This window comes from Williamsia sp. z34 (assembly GCF_059553395.1).
In genome coordinates, this window is the sequence record NZ_JCANWW010000013.1 from 1 (window position 1) to 19,637 (window position 19,637).

The window sequence follows — 19,637 nt, forward strand, 5'->3', positions numbered from 1 at the left end:
ACCGTCTTGGGCTCAAGGAGTCGTTGCAACACCCTGACGATATGGGGTGATGTCGATGGGTACGCCACCGGTGCCAGTGGTCAAGGTTCGAACGTTTTGGCATTTGAAAGCAGCTGGGTGGTCCACGGCGCGGGCTGCGACACGCGCTGGGTTTTCGGTCCGATACGGCGGGAAGTTGGTGCACAAGCATGGTGGGGTGATCCCCACTGTGGTGCTACCTCAGATTGTCTCCGACTGCGGCTCGGGTCCTGCTGGACGTTATCTGTCATTGGACGAACGAGACTTGATAGCGGGCAAACGCACTGCGGGGTTATCGATTCGGGCGATCTCCCGGGATCTTCGGCGTAGTCCGTCGACGATTTCCCGGGAGATCAACCGCAACACGATGAGCCATAAACGGTATGCCGCCGGCGCAGCTCAACGCCTCGCTGAACAACGATTACCGCGACCGAAACCCCGCAAAGTGGTCACCAACGCTCGGTTGGGGCAGTACGTGTGGGAGAAGTTCAGCTGCCAGCAACGCTGGTCGCCGGAGCAGATCAGTACCCGCCTGGTGCTCGATTTCCCGGATGATGAATCTATGCGGATCAGCCCGGAAACGATCTATCAAAGCCTCTATGTTTTCCCCCGCGGGGAACTTAAAGCTGAGGTCAAACGGTGTTTACGGACCGGCAGGACGATCCGTAAACCCCATCGTCAGGCTGATGGGCGCCGCGACATAGTTCCCAAGGAGCTACTCATTGCCAATCGCCCGCCCGATGTTGAAGACCGGGCACTGCCTGGCGATTGGGAAGGCGACTGCATCGTCGGCAAAGACAATCAGTCCCAGATCGGAACGTTGGTCGACCGGATGACCCGATATGTGATTTTGCTGCACCTTCCTCACACGCGCACCGGCGAGGAGATGCGTGATGCGATGCGCGTTGCGATCGGCGAGTTGCCGACGACGTTGAAGCGGTCGATCACGTGGGATCAGGGTTCGGAAATGCGTGGGGCACATCGTGATATCGCTATTGATCATGATCTGTCGGTCTGGTTCTGCAATCCGCACTCGCCGTGGGAGCGTGGCACCAACGAAAACACCAATGGGTTGCTACGCCAATATTTTCCGAAGGGTACGGATCTGTCTGTTCATTCTGCCGCGTACCTCGATGAGGTTGCTGAGGCTCTCAATAATCGGCCGCGGAAGGCGCTCGATTTCAGGACACCAAACGAGGCGATGGCTGCGCTGCTAGATTCAGCGGATTGATGGTGTTGCGACGATCACTGGAATTTACCCGTTGACCGTGCCAAAGTTGCCGAGCTGTCCGCAGTTTCGGCCCACTCGGTGGTGATTTCGGCACGCTCGGCGGTTGTTTCGGCACGCTCGGCGGTGGGGTCAGGAGGTGAGGGCTCGCCAAACCCGGGGAGGGTTCATCGGCAGCTCGTGGATCCGGACGCCGATCGCATTGCGGATGGCGCTCTCCATCGCCGGCGCCACCGGGTTGTAGGGCGCCTCGCTCATCGACTTCGCACCCAGTGGGCCGATGGAGTCGTAGGTGTCGGCGAAGTACACCTCGGTGCGGGGTACATCGGCCAGCGCCGGGATGTGATAGTTCCGCAGAACCTGGGTGATCACGTGGCCCTCGTCGATGATGATCTCCTCGTACAGCGCTGTGCCGATGGCCTGGGCCGAACCGCCTTCGATCTGTCCGCGACACTGCCCGGGGTTCATCACCACACCGGCGTCGGCGGCCTGCAGGGACTGCAGGATGCGAACCTCACCGGTGGCGGTGTTGACCGCGACACGGAAGGCGTGCACGTTGTACGCCACCGACCGTGGGCTGCCATTGTGCGTCCCTTCGCACTCGAGCGGTCCACCCGTGGCCGCGGCGATACCGGCGAGGTCGATGAAAGCCGCGCCGGCCTGCACGCCCTGGGGTCCCAGAACACAGTCTGATGGATCTGCCCCGAGCTGGATTGCCGCGACCTCGAGGATCTTTCGGCGGAGCTCGTCCGCGGCCACGCTCAGTGCCTTCCCGGCGACGACGATCCCGGCTGAGCCGAATGCGCCGGTGTCATAACCGATGACATCCGTGTCGGACTGACGGACGACGATCTGGGTGGGCGGGCAACCCAGTGCCGACGCGGCGATCTGGGTGAGAACCGTGGTGGTTCCGTTACCGAACTCGGCGGTGCCCACGGCCGCCACGTACAGACCGTCGGTGGTCAGTGACATCCGGGCATCGGCATAGTGGCCACGAGGGGGATTCGTCGAGATCATCGTCGAGGCCATACCCTCGCCGACACGCCAATCCGGTTGGTCGGCAAAAACTTCGCCGTTGCGGAGGGGATCGGTGCGAGCCGACTGCAATGCCTCCTGGGCCAGATCCAGACACTGATCGAGGCCGTAGCTGCCGAACTCGAGGTCGTCGTCTTCGACTTCCCATGTCACGAATGGATCACCCGGGACCGTGGCGTTGATCCGGCGCATCTCGAATGGATCGATGCCGAGTTGCGCGGCCAGTTCGTCGATCGCACCCTCGATGCCGAAGGCGACCTGCCCGAGCCCGTATCCGCGGAACGCGCCCGACGGAATGTTGTTGGTGTACACCGCACGTGCATCGACATGCTTGTTCGGACACCGGTACAGGGCCATCGATTCACTACATGAATGGAACAGCACGGGGATGCTGTGATTGCCGTAGGCGCCCGCGTCGGACAGCACCGAGACCGAGAGTGCGGTGAGCACACCGTCGGCGCCCGCGGCGGCCGTCACGTCGACGCGCATCGGGTGACGGCACGTCGCGATGGTGAACTGATCGGTTCGGGTGAACTCGTACACGGCCGGGCGGCCGGTCTTCATCATCGCCAGCACGACCAGGTCTTCGGTCAACAGTTCCTGCTTGCCGCCGAAGCCGCCACCGACGCGGGAGGTGTGGACCCGGACGTCCTCGGGAGCCAGGCCGAAGATATGGCACAACCCGTCACGGGTCAGGAAGGGTACCTGCGTACTCGAACGTATGACGTAGCGTCCGTTCTCATCCCGCCAGCCGACCGCGCCGTGGGTCTCGAGATGTGTGTGCTGGATCCGGGCGGTTTGCCACCGCCCGGACACCACGGTTCCGCCGGCGGACCGGGCCGCCTCGACACCGGCCTCGACATCCCCGGTGGTGCCACCGAACTCGACAACCAGGTTGCGTTGCGGGTCAGCGATGCGGGCATCGGTGGTTTTGTCGCCGTGGACGAGGGGTGCGCCGGGCTCGGTGGCCAGCGCCGGATCGAAGTTGGCGGGCAGCACCTCGTATTCGACGGCGATCAGCTCGCCGGCCCGGCGGGCGATGGTCATCGAATCGGCGACCACGGCGGCCACGCGCTGTCCGACGAAACGAAGCGTGGTATCGAAAACGTAGGTGTCGTCGGGGTTGTCGAGACGGTTCTCGTGGCGGGCCGTCGAAAACGCGACCCCGGGATCATCCCGATGGGTCAATACCGCACGCACTCCGGGCAATTGCTCCGCCGCCGTGGTGTCGATGGACACGATCCGGGCGTGTGGATGCGGGCTGCCGACAACGGCAATGTGTCCGAGGTCGGAGGGAAGCCGGTCCATCGTGTACGGCTCGGTGCCGGTGACGATGCGCGCGGCAGCCGGTGCCGGAATCGATCGTCCCACCGACGGCCCCGGATCACCGGCGGAGACCTTCTCCACTCCGACAACTCCGTTGATGGCGTCGCAGATGGAGCGATAACCGGTGCAGCGGCACAAGTTTCCCTTCAGGCTCTGTGGGAGATCGTCCCGCTGTGCCTTGTCGAGCGCGCTGACGGTGACCACCATCCCGGCGGTACAGAAACCGCACTGGAACCCGGCCGCGTCAACGAATCGCTGTTGCAGGGGATGCATGTTGTCGGGGGTGCCGAGCCCGGCCGCGGTGGTGATCTCGGCGTCGGACACCCGGAATGCGGGGATCAGGCAGGAGTGATGTGGTTCGCCGTCGATCAGCACCGAGCAGGCGCCACAATCGCCGGCGTCGCAACCCTTTTTGACACTGTCCTCGCCCTGGTCCCGGATGAACGTGCGAAGGCACTGCCCGGGTGCGGGCTGGGCGTCGACAACTTTTCCGTTGATCTTCATATGTCTTGCGCCCTTCAGGAACCGGCGAGCTCGGCAACGACGTCCCGGACGAGAACACCGGTGACGTGACGGCGCCAATCGGCGGCGCCGTGTGGATCGGAATAGTATGCCTGCAGGGGTATCGCCGAATCAACATGGGCCGCAACCTCATCGGGCTCCATGGTTTCCGCGGCGACCACATAGGGGACGCGGGTCGCGGCCGTCACCGAGATCAGCGCGCCGGCCGGCCGGTTGCGTCCGACGACCACCACGCCGGAGCGGCCCAGCGGTGACATGGACATCTTTCGCAGCGCGGTGGGCTGGGTGAGCGCGGCAGCCGGGATCGTGATGGAGCGCAGCACATCTCCCGGTTCGAGAACGGTCTCGTTCTGTGCGGTGACGAACTGGGGCACCGAGTAGAGACGATCACTGCCATCGGCTTTCCACACCAGGAGTCGGGCGTCGAGCGCAGAGGCCATCGAAATCATCGCGCCGGCCGGGAATCCGAGGCAGATGTTGCCGCCGACGCTGGCGTTCTTCCAGATTTTGAACGACGCCAACAGCGCTCGCGCTGCGGCGGGAAACAGTCCGGTGGCAACCCACTGGGCCGGATACTGCGCGGAGATGAGCGTCTCGATGGTGCAGGTGGCGGCGATCTCGAGTCCGTCATCGGTGATGGTGAGATCGGGCCAGCGAAGCCCGCGCAGGTCGATCAGGCGGCGCAGGTGCATCTGCGGTTCACTCATCAACCAGGTGCCACCGGACATCAGGCCGTCGGTGGCGCCCAACCCCGCCAGATCGGCGCGGGTACGGGGTGTTTCGATGCTTTCGATCGTGTGGAGATCCATCATCCTGCCTTGGCGATCAGTGCGGTGTGTGCCGCTGCGACTCTGCGTGCGGTGTCTTCGGCGTCGATGGTGGTCAACTCGCCCCCGCTGACAACGGTCTTTCCGTTGACCCACAGCCGCTCGATGGGCGGCACGTCACCGAGCACCAGGGCTGCCACGGGGTCTTCGATGCCGCTGTGGGCCAGGCCGTCGAGTCGCCACAGCACGAGGTCGGCGAGTTTGCCGGGCTCGATGGATCCCAGCGTGCCCTGGCATCCGAGGACGCGGGCCCCTCCCAGGGTTGCCAATTCGAGGGCATCGCGGGTGGTCAGCGCGGTGGGACCGCCGATCGCGCGGGCCATCAACACTGCCTGGTGGGCTTCTTCGAGCAGGTTGCTCGATTCGTTGGATGCCGCCCCGTCGACGCCCAGACCGACGGGGACGCCGGCCGCGATCAGGTCGCGGGTGCGGGCGATCCCCGCTCCCAGCCGGCCATTGGAGCTGGGGCAGTGGGCAACCCCGCTTCCGGTTGTGGCGAGCGTGGAGATGGCCTTGTCGTCGAAGTGGACGCCGTGGGCGAACCAGACGTCGTCGCCCAGCCAGCCGACGCTCTCCATGTACTCGAGGGGTGTGCAGCCGAAATGTTCGGCGGTGTAGTCGGATTCATCGACGGTTTCGGCGAGATGGGTGTGCAGTCGCACGTTCTTCTCGCGAGCCAGCTGGGCGGAGGCACGCAACAGGTCAGCGGTCACCGAGAACGGGGAGCAGGGGGCCAGGGCGATCTTGACCATCGCATCGGGCGAGGGGTCATGCCAGCGGTCGATCGCGGCAGAGCTCGCGTTGAGGATCTGATCGATGGTCTCGACCACGCTGTCGGGTGGCAGCCCACCGTCCTTCTCACTCAGATCCATCGAGCCGCGGGTGGGATGAAAGCGCAGGCCCACCGATTGGGCGGCGAGTATCTCGGCGGCGAGCAGGTCACCGCCTTCCTTGGGGAAGACGTAGTGATGATCGGTGCTGGTGGTACAACCGGTCAGTGCGAGCCGGCCCAGGGCACCCAGGGCGGCGACGTGCACACTCTCTTCGTCGATACCCGCCCACACCGGGTACAGGGTGGTGAGCCACTGGAAAAGGGTGTGATCAGCGGCGAGACCGCGCGTGATCCACTGATACAGATGGTGGTGGGTGTTGATCAGGCCCGGTGTCAGGACGCAGCCGGTGCCGTCGATCACCTCGGATGCGGCTGCGACCTGTGGGTCGACGCGTCCGTCGACGACCGCGGTGATCGTGGTGCCGTCGAAGACCACTGAACCGGTGCGTAACTCCCGACGCCCGGCATCCATGGTGACAATGTAGGCATTCTCGATCACAGTGCTCATGCCGTCACCGTACGACGGGCTGGTTACAAAGAAATGACAACGACCTGTCTGGGCCCAGGTGAGGAATATCATCATTTCCGTCGGATACAACGGTTGCGGCCGGTTGGCGGCGCCTCTATCGGAGGGTCTGAAATGACGGAAACCACTATTGATCCCGCTTCCAAATCCGAACCGGAACTGAAGCGGGTGATGGGTCCGGGCCTGTTGCTGCTGTTCATCGTCGGTGACATCCTCGGGGCGGGGGTCTACGCGGTCACCGGCCAGATGATCGACAACGTCGGCGGGATGGCGTGGCTACCTTTCATCCTGGCGTTCGCGGTTGCCACGTTGACCGCATTTTCGTATCTGGAATTGGTGACCAAATACCCGCGATGTGCGGGCGCGGCGTTGTATACGCAGAAAGCATTCGGCATTCATTTTCTCACCTTTCTGGTGGCCTTCGCAGTGGTGTGCTCAGGCATCACGAGTGCATCCACGTCGTCCAACGTGGTCGCAGGCAACCTGCTCGAGGGACTGCACGAGTCATTCAGCAGCGCCGACGGATTGGGCTGGTTCGACGTCCCCACCGGGGAGGGCGCGCAGTTGGCGGTCGCTCTGGGTTTCATGCTCCTGCTGGCCGTGATCAACCTGCGTGGCGTCGGTGAATCCGTGCGGTTCAACGTGATCCTGACCGCGGTGGAGATCCTCGCCCTCGCGATCGTGATCATCATCGGTTTCGTGGCGGCCGGACGGGGGACCGGTGAGGGCGACATCGGAAATCTCGTGGTGTTCGAGGACGCCAACGACAAGGGCTGGTTCTTGGCGGTGACCATCGCGACGACGATCGCGTTCTTCGCGATGGTGGGCTTCGAGGACTCGGTGAACATGGTCGAGGAGACCAAGGAACCCCAGAAGATCTTCCCCAAGATGATGTTGTCGGGGTTGGGGCTCGCCTGCCTGATCTATGTCCTGGTGGTGGTCGCGGTGATCGCGGTCCTGCCACTCGACTACGACTCGGGAGACGAGGGCATCCTGCTGCACGTGGTCGAGATCGGGGCACCGTCCATCCCGATCGACGAGATCTTCCCGTATCTGACGGTGTTCGCCGTGGCCAACACCGCGCTGATCAACATGCTCATGGCCAGCCGGCTGATCTACGGCATGTCGAAGCAGCGGGTACTCCCGCGCAGCCTGAGCGGGGTCTTGCGGAACCGGCGGTCGCCGTGGAGCGCGATCATCTTCACCACGCTGCTGGCATTCGTGCTCATCATCGTCGTGAACCAGTTGTCGGGCAATGATGTCGTCGCGGCCCTGTCGGGCACCACGGGACTGTTGTTGCTCTGCGTGTTCGCGGTGGTCAATGTGTGCTGTCTCGTCCTCAAGCGCCGTAACGACAAGACCTTCTTCCGGGCGCCGCTCTGGACGCCGGTGGTCGGGGCGGTCCTGTGCCTCTTCCTGGCCGGACCATGGGCGCGCACCGACGCCCAGATGATCCAGTACAAGATCGCGGGCGTGATGTTGCTGCTCGGAGTGGTGCTCTGGGGCGTGACATACGTGGCGAACCGGATGGAAAACGGTCCCGGAGACGACGATGACATCGAGGCGCTCCTCGACGATCACGACGTGAAGACCTAGTCGCCCGACGACCTGTGACGGCCCGCCTCTCCCGGCCCGGGCCGCGGCATATCACCTGGTGGGATGAGCGCGGACATCTATCGTGTCCTTTCATATTTTGTGTCGAGTCCGACATTGGACGGCCGCACATGGCATTGAGCAGGGCAGATCTGAGGGGTTACTCGGCCCGCGCCCCGAACACACCGGTTACAAAGACCGCACAGTCACCGCCTGATCATTCGTGAGGACGCCGGCGGGTCGTAGGGTTTCTTGTGCAGGGTTCTGTGCGGTTCCCGCGGTGGGTGCAGTGATCGGCGCGAATGAAATTGGAGGCGGGTTGATGTTTCGTAAGGTGCTGGTGGCCAATCGTGGAGAGATCGCGATTCGTGCGTTCCGTGCGGCGTATGAGTTGGGTGCCGGCACGGTGGCGGTGTACCCGTATGAGGATCGCAACTCGATTCATCGATTGAAGGCCGATGAGGCCTACCAGATCGGTGAACCCGGTCATCCGGTGCGCGCATATCTGTCGGTGGACGAGATCATCGCCGCGGCCCGTCGTGCCGGGGCGGACGCCATTTATCCCGGCTACGGATTCTTGTCGGAGAACCCGGACCTGGCAGCGGCGTGTGAGGCTGCCGGGATCACGTTCATCGGGCCCAGTGCCTCGGTGCTGGAACTGACCGGGAACAAGGCTCGGGCAATCGCCGCCGCCCGCGAAGCAGGGTTGCCGGTGCTGGCGTCCTCGGAGGCATCCGATGATGTCGAAGAGTTGATGGTCTCGGCCGAATCGATGACGTTCCCGGTGTTCGTCAAGGCGATCGCCGGTGGTGGCGGACGTGGTATGCGCCGGGTCGAGACGATCGACGAATTGCCTGAGGCGATCGAAGCCGCTGGGCGTGAGGCGAAGTCGGCATTCGGCGATGCGTCGGTGTTCCTGGAGCAGGCGGTGATCGAACCCCGCCATATCGAGGTTCAGATCCTGGCCGACGGTGCCGGAAACGTGATGCACCTGTTCGAACGCGACTGCTCGGTGCAGAGGCGCCATCAGAAGGTCATCGAATTGGCGCCGGCGCCGCATCTGCCGCAGGAGTTGCGCGAAAAGATGTGCGCGGACGCGGTGGCGTTCGCCAAGAAGATCGGTTACTCGTGTGCGGGTACGGTCGAGTTCTTGCTCGACCGCAACGGCAATCATGTGTTCATCGAGATGAATCCGCGGATCCAGGTCGAACACACGGTCACCGAAGAGATCACCGACGTGGATCTGGTGCAGTCGCAGATGCGGATCGCCTCGGGGCAGACGTTGTCTGATCTGGGGTTGTCGCAGGATGCGGTCCAGATTCGAGGCGCGGCGTTGCAGTGCCGGATCACCACCGAGGACCCGACCAACGGCTTCCGTCCGGACACCGGCCGGATCACCGCCTACCGGACACCCGGCGGTGCGGGCATCCGGCTCGATGGTGGCGCGACCCTGGGCGCCGAGGTCAGCGCGCATTTTGATTCGATGCTGGTGAAGCTGACGTGTCGCGGACGCGATTTCGAGACGGCAGTGGCCCGCGCCCGGCGAGCGGTGGCAGAGTTCCGGATCCGTGGCGTGGCCACGAACATCCCGTTCCTGCAGGCAGTTCTGGACGATCCCGATTTCCGGGCCGGGAATGTCACCACCTCGTTCATCGAGCAGCGCCCGCAATTGATGACCTCGCGGGTCTCGGCCGACCGCGGTACCCGGATCCTGAACTACCTGGCGGACGTCACCGTCAACAAACCTCATGGTGAGCGGCCGGCCACGGTCTATCCCCGCGACAAGCTTCCCGACATCGACATCAGCTCGCCGGCCGATGGTTCGCGGCAACGGTTGCTCAAACTCGGACCGGAGGGTTTTGCCGCCGATCTGCGGGCATCAAAAGCGTTGGGGGTCACCGACACGACCTTCCGCGATGCCCATCAGTCGTTGCTCGCGACCCGGGTGCGCACGTCCGGCCTGCTGATGGTTGCCCCCTATGTGGCGGCGGCGACACCGCAGTTGCTGTCGGTCGAGTGCTGGGGTGGCGCGACGTACGATGTGGCGCTGCGGTTCCTGAAGGAAGATCCGTGGGATCGCCTGGCCCAGTTGCGCGAAGCGATTCCGAACATCAACCTCCAGATGCTGCTGCGTGGCCGCAACACCGTCGGCTACACGCCGTATCCCGAGACGGTCACCAAAGCGTTTGTGGCCGAGGCCGCCTCGACCGGTATCGACATCTTCCGGATCTTCGACGCGCTGAACAACATCGACCAGATGCGGCCGGCGATCGACGCGGTCCGCGAGACCGGCAGCACGATCGCCGAGGTCGCGATGTCGTACACCGGAGACCTGTCCGATCCGAACGAGAAGCTGTACACGCTCGACTACTACCTGAAGCTGGCCGAGCAGATCGTCGAGGCGGGTGCGCACATCCTGGCGATCAAGGACATGGCCGGGTTGTTGCGCCCGCAAGCGGCCACCGCGCTGGTCACCGCGCTGCGCAGCAACTTCGACCTGCCGGTCCATGTGCACACCCATGACACCCCGGGTGGCCAGTTGGCGACGTTGTACGCGGCCTGGCAGGCCGGTGCGGACGCGGTCGACGGTGCCTCGGCATCGATGGCCGGGACCACCAGTCAGCCGGCGCTGTCGGCGATCGTGGCCGCCACAGCCAACACCGAGTACGACACCGGTCTGGATCTGGCTGCCGTCTGCGACATCGAGCCGTACTGGGAGGCTCTTCGAAAGGTGTACGCGCCCTTCGAATCCGGGCTGCCGTCACCGACCGGCCGCGTCTACACCCACGAGATCCCGGGCGGGCAGCTGTCCAATCTGCGCCAGCAGGCCGTCGCACTGGGCCTCGGCGATCAGTTCGAGCAGATCGAAGGCGCCTACGCGGACGCCGACCGGATGCTGGGACGCCTGATCAAGGTCACCCCGTCATCGAAGGTGGTCGGGGACCTGGCGTTGACCCTGGTCGGTCAGGGAATCAGCGCCAAGGAATTCGCCGACGACCCCACCTCCTACGACATCCCGGACTCGGTGATCGGATTTTTGCGCGGTGAGCTGGGGGAGCCGGCCGGCGGTTGGCCCGAACCCCTGCGCACCCGGGCGCTGGCCGGGCGGGCCGAGCCCAAACCCGAAGTCGCGCTGTCGGACCAGGACACGGCAGACCTGCACGCCGCTGAGGCCTCGGTGCGTCGAAGGACGCTGAACCGCCTGCTGTTCCCGGGCCCGACCAGGGACTACGAAGAGCACCAGGTGGCCTACGGCGACACCTCGACGTTGTCGGCGAACCAGTTCTTCTACGGCCTGCGCTATGGCGACGAGCACCGCGTGGAACTCGAGCCCGGTGTCGAACTGCTCATCGGTCTGGAAGCGATCAGCGAACCGGACAAGCGGGGGATGCGCACGGTCATGTGCATCCTCAACGGGCAGTTGCGCCCGGTACAGGTCCGCGACCGCAGCCTCGATGTCACCGAGTCGGTGGCCGAAAAGGCGCAGGTCGGGAATCCGAAACACATCGCCGCACCGTTCGGTGGTGTGGTCACGATCGTGGTGAACCCGGGTGACAAGCTCTCTGCCGGTGGTGCGATCGGTTCGATCGAGGCGATGAAGATGGAGGCGGCGATCACCGCACCGGCCGGCGGCATCGTCAAACGTGTTGCCATCACATCGGTCTCGCAGGTCGAGGGAAGTGACTTGCTGGTCGAGCTGGAATAGCAATTGTGCAGTGACAAGTCCGCCGGCACCCTGATGGGCGCCGGCGGACTTGTTTGTCTATCGCCGTGCGGGCTCTGTCACGTACTCCGTCAGATCGGCGCGGCGGGTCATCGTCCAGTAGTCGATGATTCGCCAGGGCAGTACCGCCACCACCCGGCCGTCGGCGTTGCGGTACCAGTTGCTCATGCCGGGGTGGGTCCACACCATCGACGCATGTGCGTCGTCGACGGCCTTGTTGTAGGTGTCGTGGACGTCCTGGCGGGGTTCGATGGCACCGAGATCGTCATCGACCATCTGGGTCAGCGCATCCATGATGTACCGGATCTGGCATTCGAGCATGGTGATGAAACTGCCGCCGTGGCCCAGGGCCGTGTTCGGTCCGGTCATGATGAACAGGTTGGGGAAGTCGGGAACGGTGACGCCGAGGTATGCGCGGGCGTCGTGCTCGCCCCACACCTCGCGGGTGGTGGCACCGGACCGGCCCACCACATCCATCGGGTAGAGCAGGCGGTCGGTGTGGAATCCGGTGGCCATGATGATCACGTCGAACTCATGGTGCGTGCCCGAGGCGTCCTCGAGCCCGGTCTCGGTGATCTCCGCGACGCCCTCGGTGATGAGTTGTACCCCTGGGCGTTTGAGCATCCGATACCAGCCGTTGTCGAGCAGCATCCGCTTCCCGAAGGGCGGGTAGTCCGGCAGGCACTTCTCGACGAGGTCGGGGCGACCTTCGAGTTCGTCGGTGAGATAACGCGTGTAGAACGCGCGGTGTCCGTGGTTGGTCTTGTTGATCGAGAGCTTGGACTCTGTCCACTCCGGGTCGACGGTCAGGGTCGGATGGACCTTGTCGTTGAAGATCCACGACAACCTCACGCGGTACCACTCGTGGTAGTACGGCACATGATCCATCAGCCAATGAACGTCGTCGCCGACCTGCGAGAAATAGACGTCATTGGGTGCGATCCACTGCGGTGAACGCTGGAAGATCGTCAGTGAGGCAACCGAACCGGCGATGGCGGGCCCGATCTGCATGGCACTGGCACCGGCCCCGACAATGGCAACGCGCTTGTCCCGCAAGTCGATTCCCGACGGCCACTGTGCTGAGTGGAAGAGTTCCCCGGCAAAGGAGTCGAGTCCGGGCAGCGGTGGGATCTTCGGGCGGTTGAGCAGGCCGACCGCGCTGACGACGGCGTTGGACGAGAACGTCACCACGTTCTGGTGATCGTCCCGGGCGGTGATGTCCCACCGCTGCGCGACCTCGTCGTAGACCACGCTGCTGACCTCGGTGCCGAACCGGATGTTGGTCCGCAGGTCATAGGTATCGGCGAAGTCTTCGAGGTACTGCTGGACCTCATCGCGCTTACCGAAGTGCGTCGACCACGGGTGACGGAAGAACGAGTACGAGTACAGGTAACTGGGTGTGTCCACCCCGGCGCCGGGATAGGTGTTCTCCCACCATGACCCGCCGACGTTGTCGTTCTTCTCGAGCACCACGTGGTTGATACCGGCCTTGCTCAGCCGGACCGAGGCAAGCATTCCGGCGATACCGGAGCCGATCACGACAACGGAGAAGTCTGTGGGAACCGCGCGGGTCGGATGCGGTTCGGGTGTGTCGTCGAATCCCAGCACCTCGGCCATCATCGGGCCGAACTCGTGGGGTACCGGCTCACCCATGGTGAACTCCATGACCTCCATGAGTTCACGGGTGTCGAGGACGGGCAGTGCCGGCTCTCGGCCACCTGCCCACGCGGTCACCGCCTCGACTGCCGCGTCCCGGATCTCGGCTTGGACGCTGTCGGGCAATCCGCCGGTGGCGTTGTCGTCCATGCCGCGGCTTCGGGTCGGCCGGTAGGGCGCGGAAAGCCGGCGCCGGTCGCCGGTCAGTTGGTAGAGGACCGCGAGGAGGGTGGGGATGTTCGCCGACTGGACTGCTTGACCCAGCCGGGCGAGGTCGATCCCGCTCGCGGGTGCGGTTGGCTGAAGGTTCACGACACAAGACTAACCATGGGTAGTCCAGGAAATGCAAGAGCGCCGGTCATATCTGCGACTTTGGGGTCGAACGGGTAACAAGACTTGACAGAAGGGCGGTTCGCTGGCGATGCTGTGACTGCAATCACGCTAACAGCGGTAAGTAGTAGCTGGTCAGCAATCCGGGTGGCCGCCAGGCCGCATGCCGGGGCTGATCCCGTAACAAGGAGATCTTGATGGAACTTTCCGAGGCGATGCGCACCACCGGAACCTGTCGGCATTACTCGGACGCGCCGGTTCCGGACAAGGTCCTCTACGACGCATTCGAGGTTGCCCGCTTTGGTCCCCAGGGTGGCAATCGGCAGCCGGTCCGTTGGATCGTGGTGCGCGATGACGCGAAGAAGAAGGCACTGGCCGACCTGTACCTCCCGTACTGGGAGGCCTATTACAGCGCGATCAGCGACGGTTCCCGGGACGTCGGTGCGGTACCCAAGACGATCCGCAGTGCCAACGAGTTCGCGCACAACCTCGCGACGGTGCCTGCGCTCATCGTGGTCTGCGCCGAGATCGACGGACTCCATCCCACCGACGCCGAGTTGGATCGCATCAGCGTGGTCGGCGGAGCGTCCATCTATCCGACAGTGCAGAACCTGTGCCTGGCGTTGCGCGACCAGGGCGTCGGCAGTGCGGTGACCACCTTGCTGTGTCACGAGGAACCCGCAGTCCGTGAACTGCTGTCGATCCCGGACGGCTTCATCACCGCTGCCCACATCGCCGTCGGCTATCCCAGCGGCAAGTTCCCGACCAAGCTCACCCGCAGCCGCGTCGAGGACATCGTCTCGATCGACTCCTTCGACACGCCGCTGTTCGTGTAGTCGACCCGGTTTACTTCCCCCGCACTGCTGTGCCCATCGCGCTGCTGTGGCGCATCGGCTTCGCCAGATCATGGAGTACTGAAAAGCAATGTCTTTGAACACGATTGCCTCGAGTCCGCTCGGTCGGGCCACCCTTGGTGACCAGCTACGCCGCCATGCCCGGACCCAGGGCGGCAAGCCGGCATTCATCAGCTACGACGTCGCCGGTGATCGTCAGGTCTGCACCTATGCCGAACTCAACGAACGAGCGAACCGCTGTGCCGACATGTTGCGCGGCATGGGCGTCGGCCGGGGCGATCGCATTGCCGTGATCGCACGCAACCACGTCGACACCGTGGTCGCGTATTACGGCGCACTCAAGATCGGGGCCTCGTATTCCGGTATCAACGTGATGTTCGGTACGGCTGAAGTCTCGCAGCAGCTTTCACACCTCGAGCCGTCGGTGGTCCTGGCCGGTGCCGAGTTCACACCCGTTGTCGATGAGGTGAGGGGCACTGCACCGGTCGGTCACCGCGTCGTGTTCGGCGAAACCGCGGTGGCGGGATGGAAGTCGTTCGACGAGTTGCTGATGGCGGCCTCGTCGGATGAACCCGACTGCGAGGTCGATGAACACGACCTGGCGATGATCGTCTACACCAGTGGCACCGAGGCCGCGCCCAAGGGCGTCATGATCACGCACCGCAACTACCTGATCTCGACCGGTCCGGCCTGGAGCTGGGGGCTGCGGACCCAACCGGACGACATCTGGCTGTATGTCATGCCATTTCACACGATCGCCGGCATCGGATCGATGACCACATTGACGATGATGGGCGCCACCCTGGTTCTGCCCGCGACCACCGAGGCGGGCGCATCGCTGTCGATGATCCGGGACGAGAAGATCACTGTTCTGGCACAGACACCCACGTTCTACATCGGCCTGTCCGGGCATGCCGATTTCGGGCCGGACTCCGTGCGTACGGTACAGCGCTGCATGACTTATGGAGGTCAGGTGTCGCCGCATGCCATCGCGTCGTGGGCGGATGCCGCGCCGGGCATCACCTGGGGCACGTATTGGGGGCAGTCCGAGCTCTCCCAACTGGGCAGCGTGGGGTGGTTCCACACACTCGATGACATCCCGGACGGCGACCCCACGTGGATCGGAAAGCCGGTTGCGCATCTGGAGGTCGAAGTCATCGACGCCGAGGGGAACCCGGCGGAATCCGGTGAACTGATCTGTCGTTCGCCGTCGGTGATGTCGGGATACTTCAAGGACCCCGAAAGGACCGCGCAGGTCATCCGGGACGGATGGGTACACACCGGTGACATCGTTCGACGCGATGGCGACGGCAACCTGTTCTTTCTCGATCGCAGCAAGGACATGATAAAAACCGGTGGCATGAACGTTTCTTCCCAAGAAGTCGAGCGAGCCCTGCAGAGCCACCCCGACATCGTTCGCGCCGCGGTGGTCGGCCTGCCCGACGACTACTGGTCGGAGGTCGTCACCGGCTTCGTGATCCTGCGCGAATCGGCCACATTCGACGCGGATTCGCTCATGACGCACTGCAAGCAATCGATCGCAAGCTACAAGACGCCCAAGAAGATTCATGCTCTGACCGAGCTGCCGGTGGACCCGCAGGGCAAGGTGCTCAAGCGTGAGCTCCGCCGTCTCTACGCCGAGGCGAGCTCACGATGACGGCAGAGCAGGCTCCCTCCACGAACCAGCGAGGTGCGGCGCGCCGCACCGAGATTGTCTCGGCCGCAGCAGATTTCTTTGCCAGGCAGGGCTATCACACCGTCGGTATGCGGGAAATCGCCGAAGCGGTGGGTATCCGGGGTGCGAGCCTGTACAACCACTTCTCGAGCAAAGAGGAGATCATGTACGCGATCGCGCTCCGCATGACCCGTGATCTCCAGGAGCTGCACATGCCACTTCTGGACGCCGCCGGAACTCCGAAGGAGCGGCTGTCGAACCTGATGCACGCGCACATCCGGAGTCTGGCCGAGCATCAGACCGAGCATCTGGTGAGTCTGCGTGAGCAGACAGCATTGACACCCGAACACCTCGCGGAGATCACCGATATCCGGAAGTACTACCAGCGGCGGGTACGCGACGTGATCGCCGCCGGTGTCGCTGCCGGCGAGTTCCATACTGCCAATCCCCATCAGGCGGCGGTGGCGATCCTGGACATGATGAACGGCATCAGCTGGTGGTTGCACGAGGGTCAGGACGTCGCCGCACTGGCCGATACGTACACCTCGTATGCGGTCGACGGAGTGCTGCAGACCGGCGCCGCCGGACGGAGTGACCGATGACGGGCCCGTTGACGGGTATCCGCGTGGTCGAGATGGCCGGCATCGGTCCGGTGCCTCACGCGGCGATGATCCTGGCCGACCTGGGCGCCGACGTGGTTCGCGTCGATCGGCAAACCAAGGCAGCGGCGGCAGACGGTGTTGCCGATGCGGATCGCGCAATGTGGCGCGGCCGTGCGCTGGTCACCGCCGACCTCAAGGATGAGACCGATCGGGAACACGTACTGGATCTGATCACGTCTGCGGACGTGTTGCTCGAGGGATTCCGGCCCGGGGTCATGGAACGGCTGGGCCTGGGCCCCGACATCTGTCACCAGCGCAATCCGCAGCTGGTGTACGGCCGGATGACGGGTTGGGGCCAGAGCGGGCCGCTGTCCCAGCGGGCGGGCCACGACATCAACTATCTGGCGCTGACGGGCGTCCTGGGTGCGATGGGGCCTGCCGACGGACCGCCGGTGCCGCCGTTGAGCATGGTCGCCGACTTCGGCGGTGGATCGATGCTGCTGGTTCTCGGAGTCCTCAGTGCGCTGTGGAGTCGCGACAGTGACCGGGCAGCGGTGGGTGGACGAGGGCAGGTCGTCGACGCATCGATGGCAGACGGCGCGAACCTGTTGTCGCAGTTGCTCTGGTCATGGCGGGCCGCCGGCCGGTGGTCCGACGATCGTGGCACCAACCTGCTGGACGGGTCGGCGCCGTTCTATCGGACCTACGAGTGCGCGGACGGTCGGCACGTGGCGGTCGGATCGATTGAGCCGCCGTTCTATTCGCAGCTGGTCAACGGACTCGGACTCGTCGAATCCGATCTGCCGGATCGATGGGACAAGGAACAGTGGCCGACGCTGACCAAGGTGTTCGCCGACGTGTTCGCCACGCGTCCCCGCGATGGCTGGGCAGCGGTCTTTGTCGACACAGATGCTTGCGTGACACCTGTTCTCGCGTTCGGTGAGGTCGCTTCGCACCCGCAGATGGCTGATCGGGGGGCCATCGTCGAGATCGACGGTGTGGCCCAACCTGCCCCGGCGCCACGCTTTTCGCACACTCCCGTTCCGGTTCCGGTGGCTCCCACCGAACTGTCACTGGAGGAGTCGGTCCGGAACTGGGCTCCACGCTGAGGTGGCGAGTCTTGACGAACACTCAAGCCGGCGGGAAGTCACCCGCCCGGCTGAGCTGTCCGGGTACGTCCTTCGAGAGCTGTTCGCCGAGCCATACGGCTGTCTCGGCCAGTGATTCGAGCTTGACGCCGGTCGCGACACCCGATCGGTCGAGGGCATAGATGAGGTCTTCCGATGCGATGTTGCCCGTCGCGGCCGGTGCGAACGGGCAACCACCGAAGCCGCCGATGCTGGCGTCGAGCGCTACCGCACCGAGATCGAGTGCGGTCAATGCGTTTGCGTAGCCGGTGTTTCGGGTGTTGTGAAAGTGCCAGCGCAGCGGCACATCCGGTGCGGTGCGGGCAGCTCCGGCGGCCAGTGCGCGGACCTGAGCGGGCACCCCGACACCGATCGTGTCGGCCAGGGCGATCTCATCCGGTCCGGCCTCTGCGACTCGGGCGATCAGCTCGGTGATCCAGGCAGGGTCCACGTTGCCGGAGAAGGGGCAACCGAACGCGGTCGCGATGGTCACAGTCGTACGCACGCCCGCCGCCTTTGCCTCCGCCGCAATCTCACTCCAGGCCGAAATGCCCTCTGCAACAGTGCAACCCTGATTCCTGGTGCTGAATTCGTCGGTCGCGACCACCACCACGTTGACCTCGTCGACGCCGGTGGTGAGCGCGCGATCGAGACCCCGGCGGTTGAGCACCAATCCGATGTACGACACCCCGTCGACACGTGGGACCTGGGCCATCACTTCTTCGGCGCCGGCCATCTGCGGGACCCGTGCGGGGTTGACGAAGCTGACGGCCTCGACGCGTTTGACTCCGGCCGCGATGCTCCGTGTGATCAGTTCGACTTTTGTGTCAACCGACAACACAGTCTTCTCGTTTTGGAGACCATCGCGGGGACTGACCTCGACCAACTGCACCGTTTCCATCCACCCATAGTGCACGGAACTGCCTTTGTATGCACCCGGCTGATGCGCAACAGCGTCGCCGGGGGCAGGAGGGGAGACAAACGGTCGTAGTCCGCCTAGATTGTGAACAACAATTGAGGGAGGGCTCACGTGACCCGAGCGGTCGACAAGGTGTACGCGCATATCCGGGAAGGCATCTTCGACGGAAGGTATCGTCCTGGTGCGCGGTTGGGCGAGGTCGAGATCGCGGATGTGACCGGGGCCAGCCGGACGCCGGTCAGGGAGGCGCTGCGGCAACTCGAGATGGAGGGCCTGGTCGAGGTTCTGCCGCATCGCGGCGCCCGGGTCTATGACTGGACTGTCGACGATGTCGAGGAGATCTACGACCTGCGGATGGTGCTGGAGGCAATGGCCGCATCCCGGGCCGCCGAGAGAATCGGGACCGAGGACTTGGCGCGGCTGGCCGAGTTGTGCAATCTGATGGACACCGCGCTGGCCGACAAACACGTCGAGTTGGTCGCTCAATACAACGACGAGTTCCATGAGATCGTCCGGATTGCCGCCGCGAGCTCCCGGTTGACCACGATGTTGGGCAACGTCATCCAGGTCGCGCTGGTGATGCGCACGTTCCAGCGTTACGATCCGGACGAATTGAGCCGCAGCTTTGCTCATCACCGCGACCTCGTCGCCGCCCTGCGCGCTCACGATTCGCTGTGGGCCGAATCGGTGATGCGAGCCCACGTTCGAGCAGCCAAAGCTGTTCTGGTGCGAGAACTGTCGGCCGAAGACGGGTAGCTGCGTCACGCGCCAGAATCGCCTGTCGTACCTGTTAAGTCTCAGGACATCGGTGACAGTTCTGTCTCAGGACATCGGTAACACTTC

The 19,637-nt window shown here is 64.1% G+C and carries 12 protein-coding genes and 1 pseudogene; 8 read left to right on the top strand and 5 right to left on the bottom strand.

The genetic code is table 11. From position 1 onward, the window contains the following. Positions 1 to 49: 49 nt before the first annotated feature. Positions 50 to 1,334 (top strand): annotated as a pseudogene (locus AC51GT_RS23770) (IS30 family transposase). Positions 1,335 to 1,378: 44 nt separating this feature from the next. On the opposite strand, the gene AC51GT_RS23775 reads toward AC51GT_RS23770, so the two are convergent. From AC51GT_RS23775 to AC51GT_RS23785, 3 genes are read right to left on the bottom strand one after another with little or no spacing between them, the layout of a single operon-like run. Beyond that, positions 1,379 to 4,111, bottom strand: a complete 2,733-nt coding sequence (locus AC51GT_RS23775) for a molybdopterin-dependent oxidoreductase (RefSeq protein WP_496330369.1) — start codon at positions 4,109 to 4,111, stop codon at positions 1,379 to 1,381. A 14-nt stretch (positions 4,112 to 4,125) separates the two neighbouring features. Continuing rightward, entirely contained in the window at positions 4,126 to 4,938 is an 813-nt protein-coding gene (locus AC51GT_RS23780; RefSeq protein ID WP_496326005.1) for an FAD binding domain-containing protein, read from the bottom strand. Further along, complete coding sequence (locus AC51GT_RS23785) at positions 4,938 to 6,296, bottom strand: 8-oxoguanine deaminase (protein ID WP_496330370.1); 1,359 nt, start codon at positions 6,294 to 6,296, stop codon at positions 4,938 to 4,940. Before AC51GT_RS23785 ends, AC51GT_RS23780 begins: the two co-directional genes overlap by 1 nt. Positions 6,297 to 6,428: 132 nt before the next feature. On the opposite strand from AC51GT_RS23785, the gene AC51GT_RS23790 reads away from it, so the two are divergent. Both AC51GT_RS23790 and AC51GT_RS23795 read left to right on the top strand, forming a co-directional pair. Next, positions 6,429 to 7,910, top strand: coding sequence for an APC family permease (locus tag AC51GT_RS23790; RefSeq protein WP_496330371.1), 1,482 nt, complete (start codon positions 6,429 to 6,431; stop codon positions 7,908 to 7,910). 319 nt (positions 7,911 to 8,229) lie between these two features. Continuing rightward, positions 8,230 to 11,613: a pyruvate carboxylase gene (locus tag AC51GT_RS23795; protein WP_496330372.1), complete on the top strand. Its 3,384-nt coding sequence runs from the start codon at positions 8,230 to 8,232 to the stop codon at positions 11,611 to 11,613. Positions 11,614 to 11,670: 57 nt separating this feature from the next. On the opposite strand, the gene AC51GT_RS23800 is transcribed toward AC51GT_RS23795, so the two are convergent. Next, positions 11,671 to 13,599, bottom strand: a complete 1,929-nt coding sequence (locus AC51GT_RS23800; RefSeq protein WP_496330373.1) for a flavin-containing monooxygenase — start codon at positions 13,597 to 13,599, stop codon at positions 11,671 to 11,673. 215 nt (positions 13,600 to 13,814) lie between these two features. Here AC51GT_RS23800 and AC51GT_RS23805 point away from each other — a divergent pair, with 215 nt between their 5' ends. The 4 genes from AC51GT_RS23805 (at position 13,815) to AC51GT_RS23820 (ending at position 17,857) form a co-directional block, all read left to right on the top strand. Continuing rightward, complete coding sequence (locus tag AC51GT_RS23805; RefSeq protein WP_496330374.1) at positions 13,815 to 14,453, top strand: nitroreductase family protein; 639 nt, start codon at positions 13,815 to 13,817, stop codon at positions 14,451 to 14,453. 88 nt (positions 14,454 to 14,541) lie between these two features. Continuing rightward, complete coding sequence (locus AC51GT_RS23810) at positions 14,542 to 16,128, top strand: class I adenylate-forming enzyme family protein (RefSeq protein ID WP_496330375.1); 1,587 nt, start codon at positions 14,542 to 14,544, stop codon at positions 16,126 to 16,128. Further along, positions 16,125 to 16,748: a TetR/AcrR family transcriptional regulator gene (locus AC51GT_RS23815; RefSeq protein WP_496330376.1), complete on the top strand. Its 624-nt coding sequence runs from the start codon at positions 16,125 to 16,127 to the stop codon at positions 16,746 to 16,748. Before AC51GT_RS23810 ends, AC51GT_RS23815 begins: the two co-directional genes overlap by 4 nt. Next, positions 16,745 to 17,857: a CaiB/BaiF CoA transferase family protein gene (locus tag AC51GT_RS23820; protein WP_496330377.1), complete on the top strand. Its 1,113-nt coding sequence runs from the start codon at positions 16,745 to 16,747 to the stop codon at positions 17,855 to 17,857. Before AC51GT_RS23815 ends, AC51GT_RS23820 begins: the two co-directional genes overlap by 4 nt. Positions 17,858 to 17,879: 22 nt before the next feature. Here AC51GT_RS23820 and AC51GT_RS23825 read toward each other — a convergent pair whose 3' ends face one another. Then, positions 17,880 to 18,776: a hydroxymethylglutaryl-CoA lyase gene (locus AC51GT_RS23825; protein WP_496330378.1), complete on the bottom strand. Its 897-nt coding sequence runs from the start codon at positions 18,774 to 18,776 to the stop codon at positions 17,880 to 17,882. 129 nt (positions 18,777 to 18,905) lie between these two features. Between AC51GT_RS23825 and AC51GT_RS23830 the strand changes: the two genes are divergently transcribed. Continuing rightward, complete coding sequence (locus tag AC51GT_RS23830) at positions 18,906 to 19,550, top strand: GntR family transcriptional regulator (RefSeq protein WP_496330379.1); 645 nt, start codon at positions 18,906 to 18,908, stop codon at positions 19,548 to 19,550. The last annotated feature ends 87 nt before the right edge of the window (positions 19,551 to 19,637 follow it).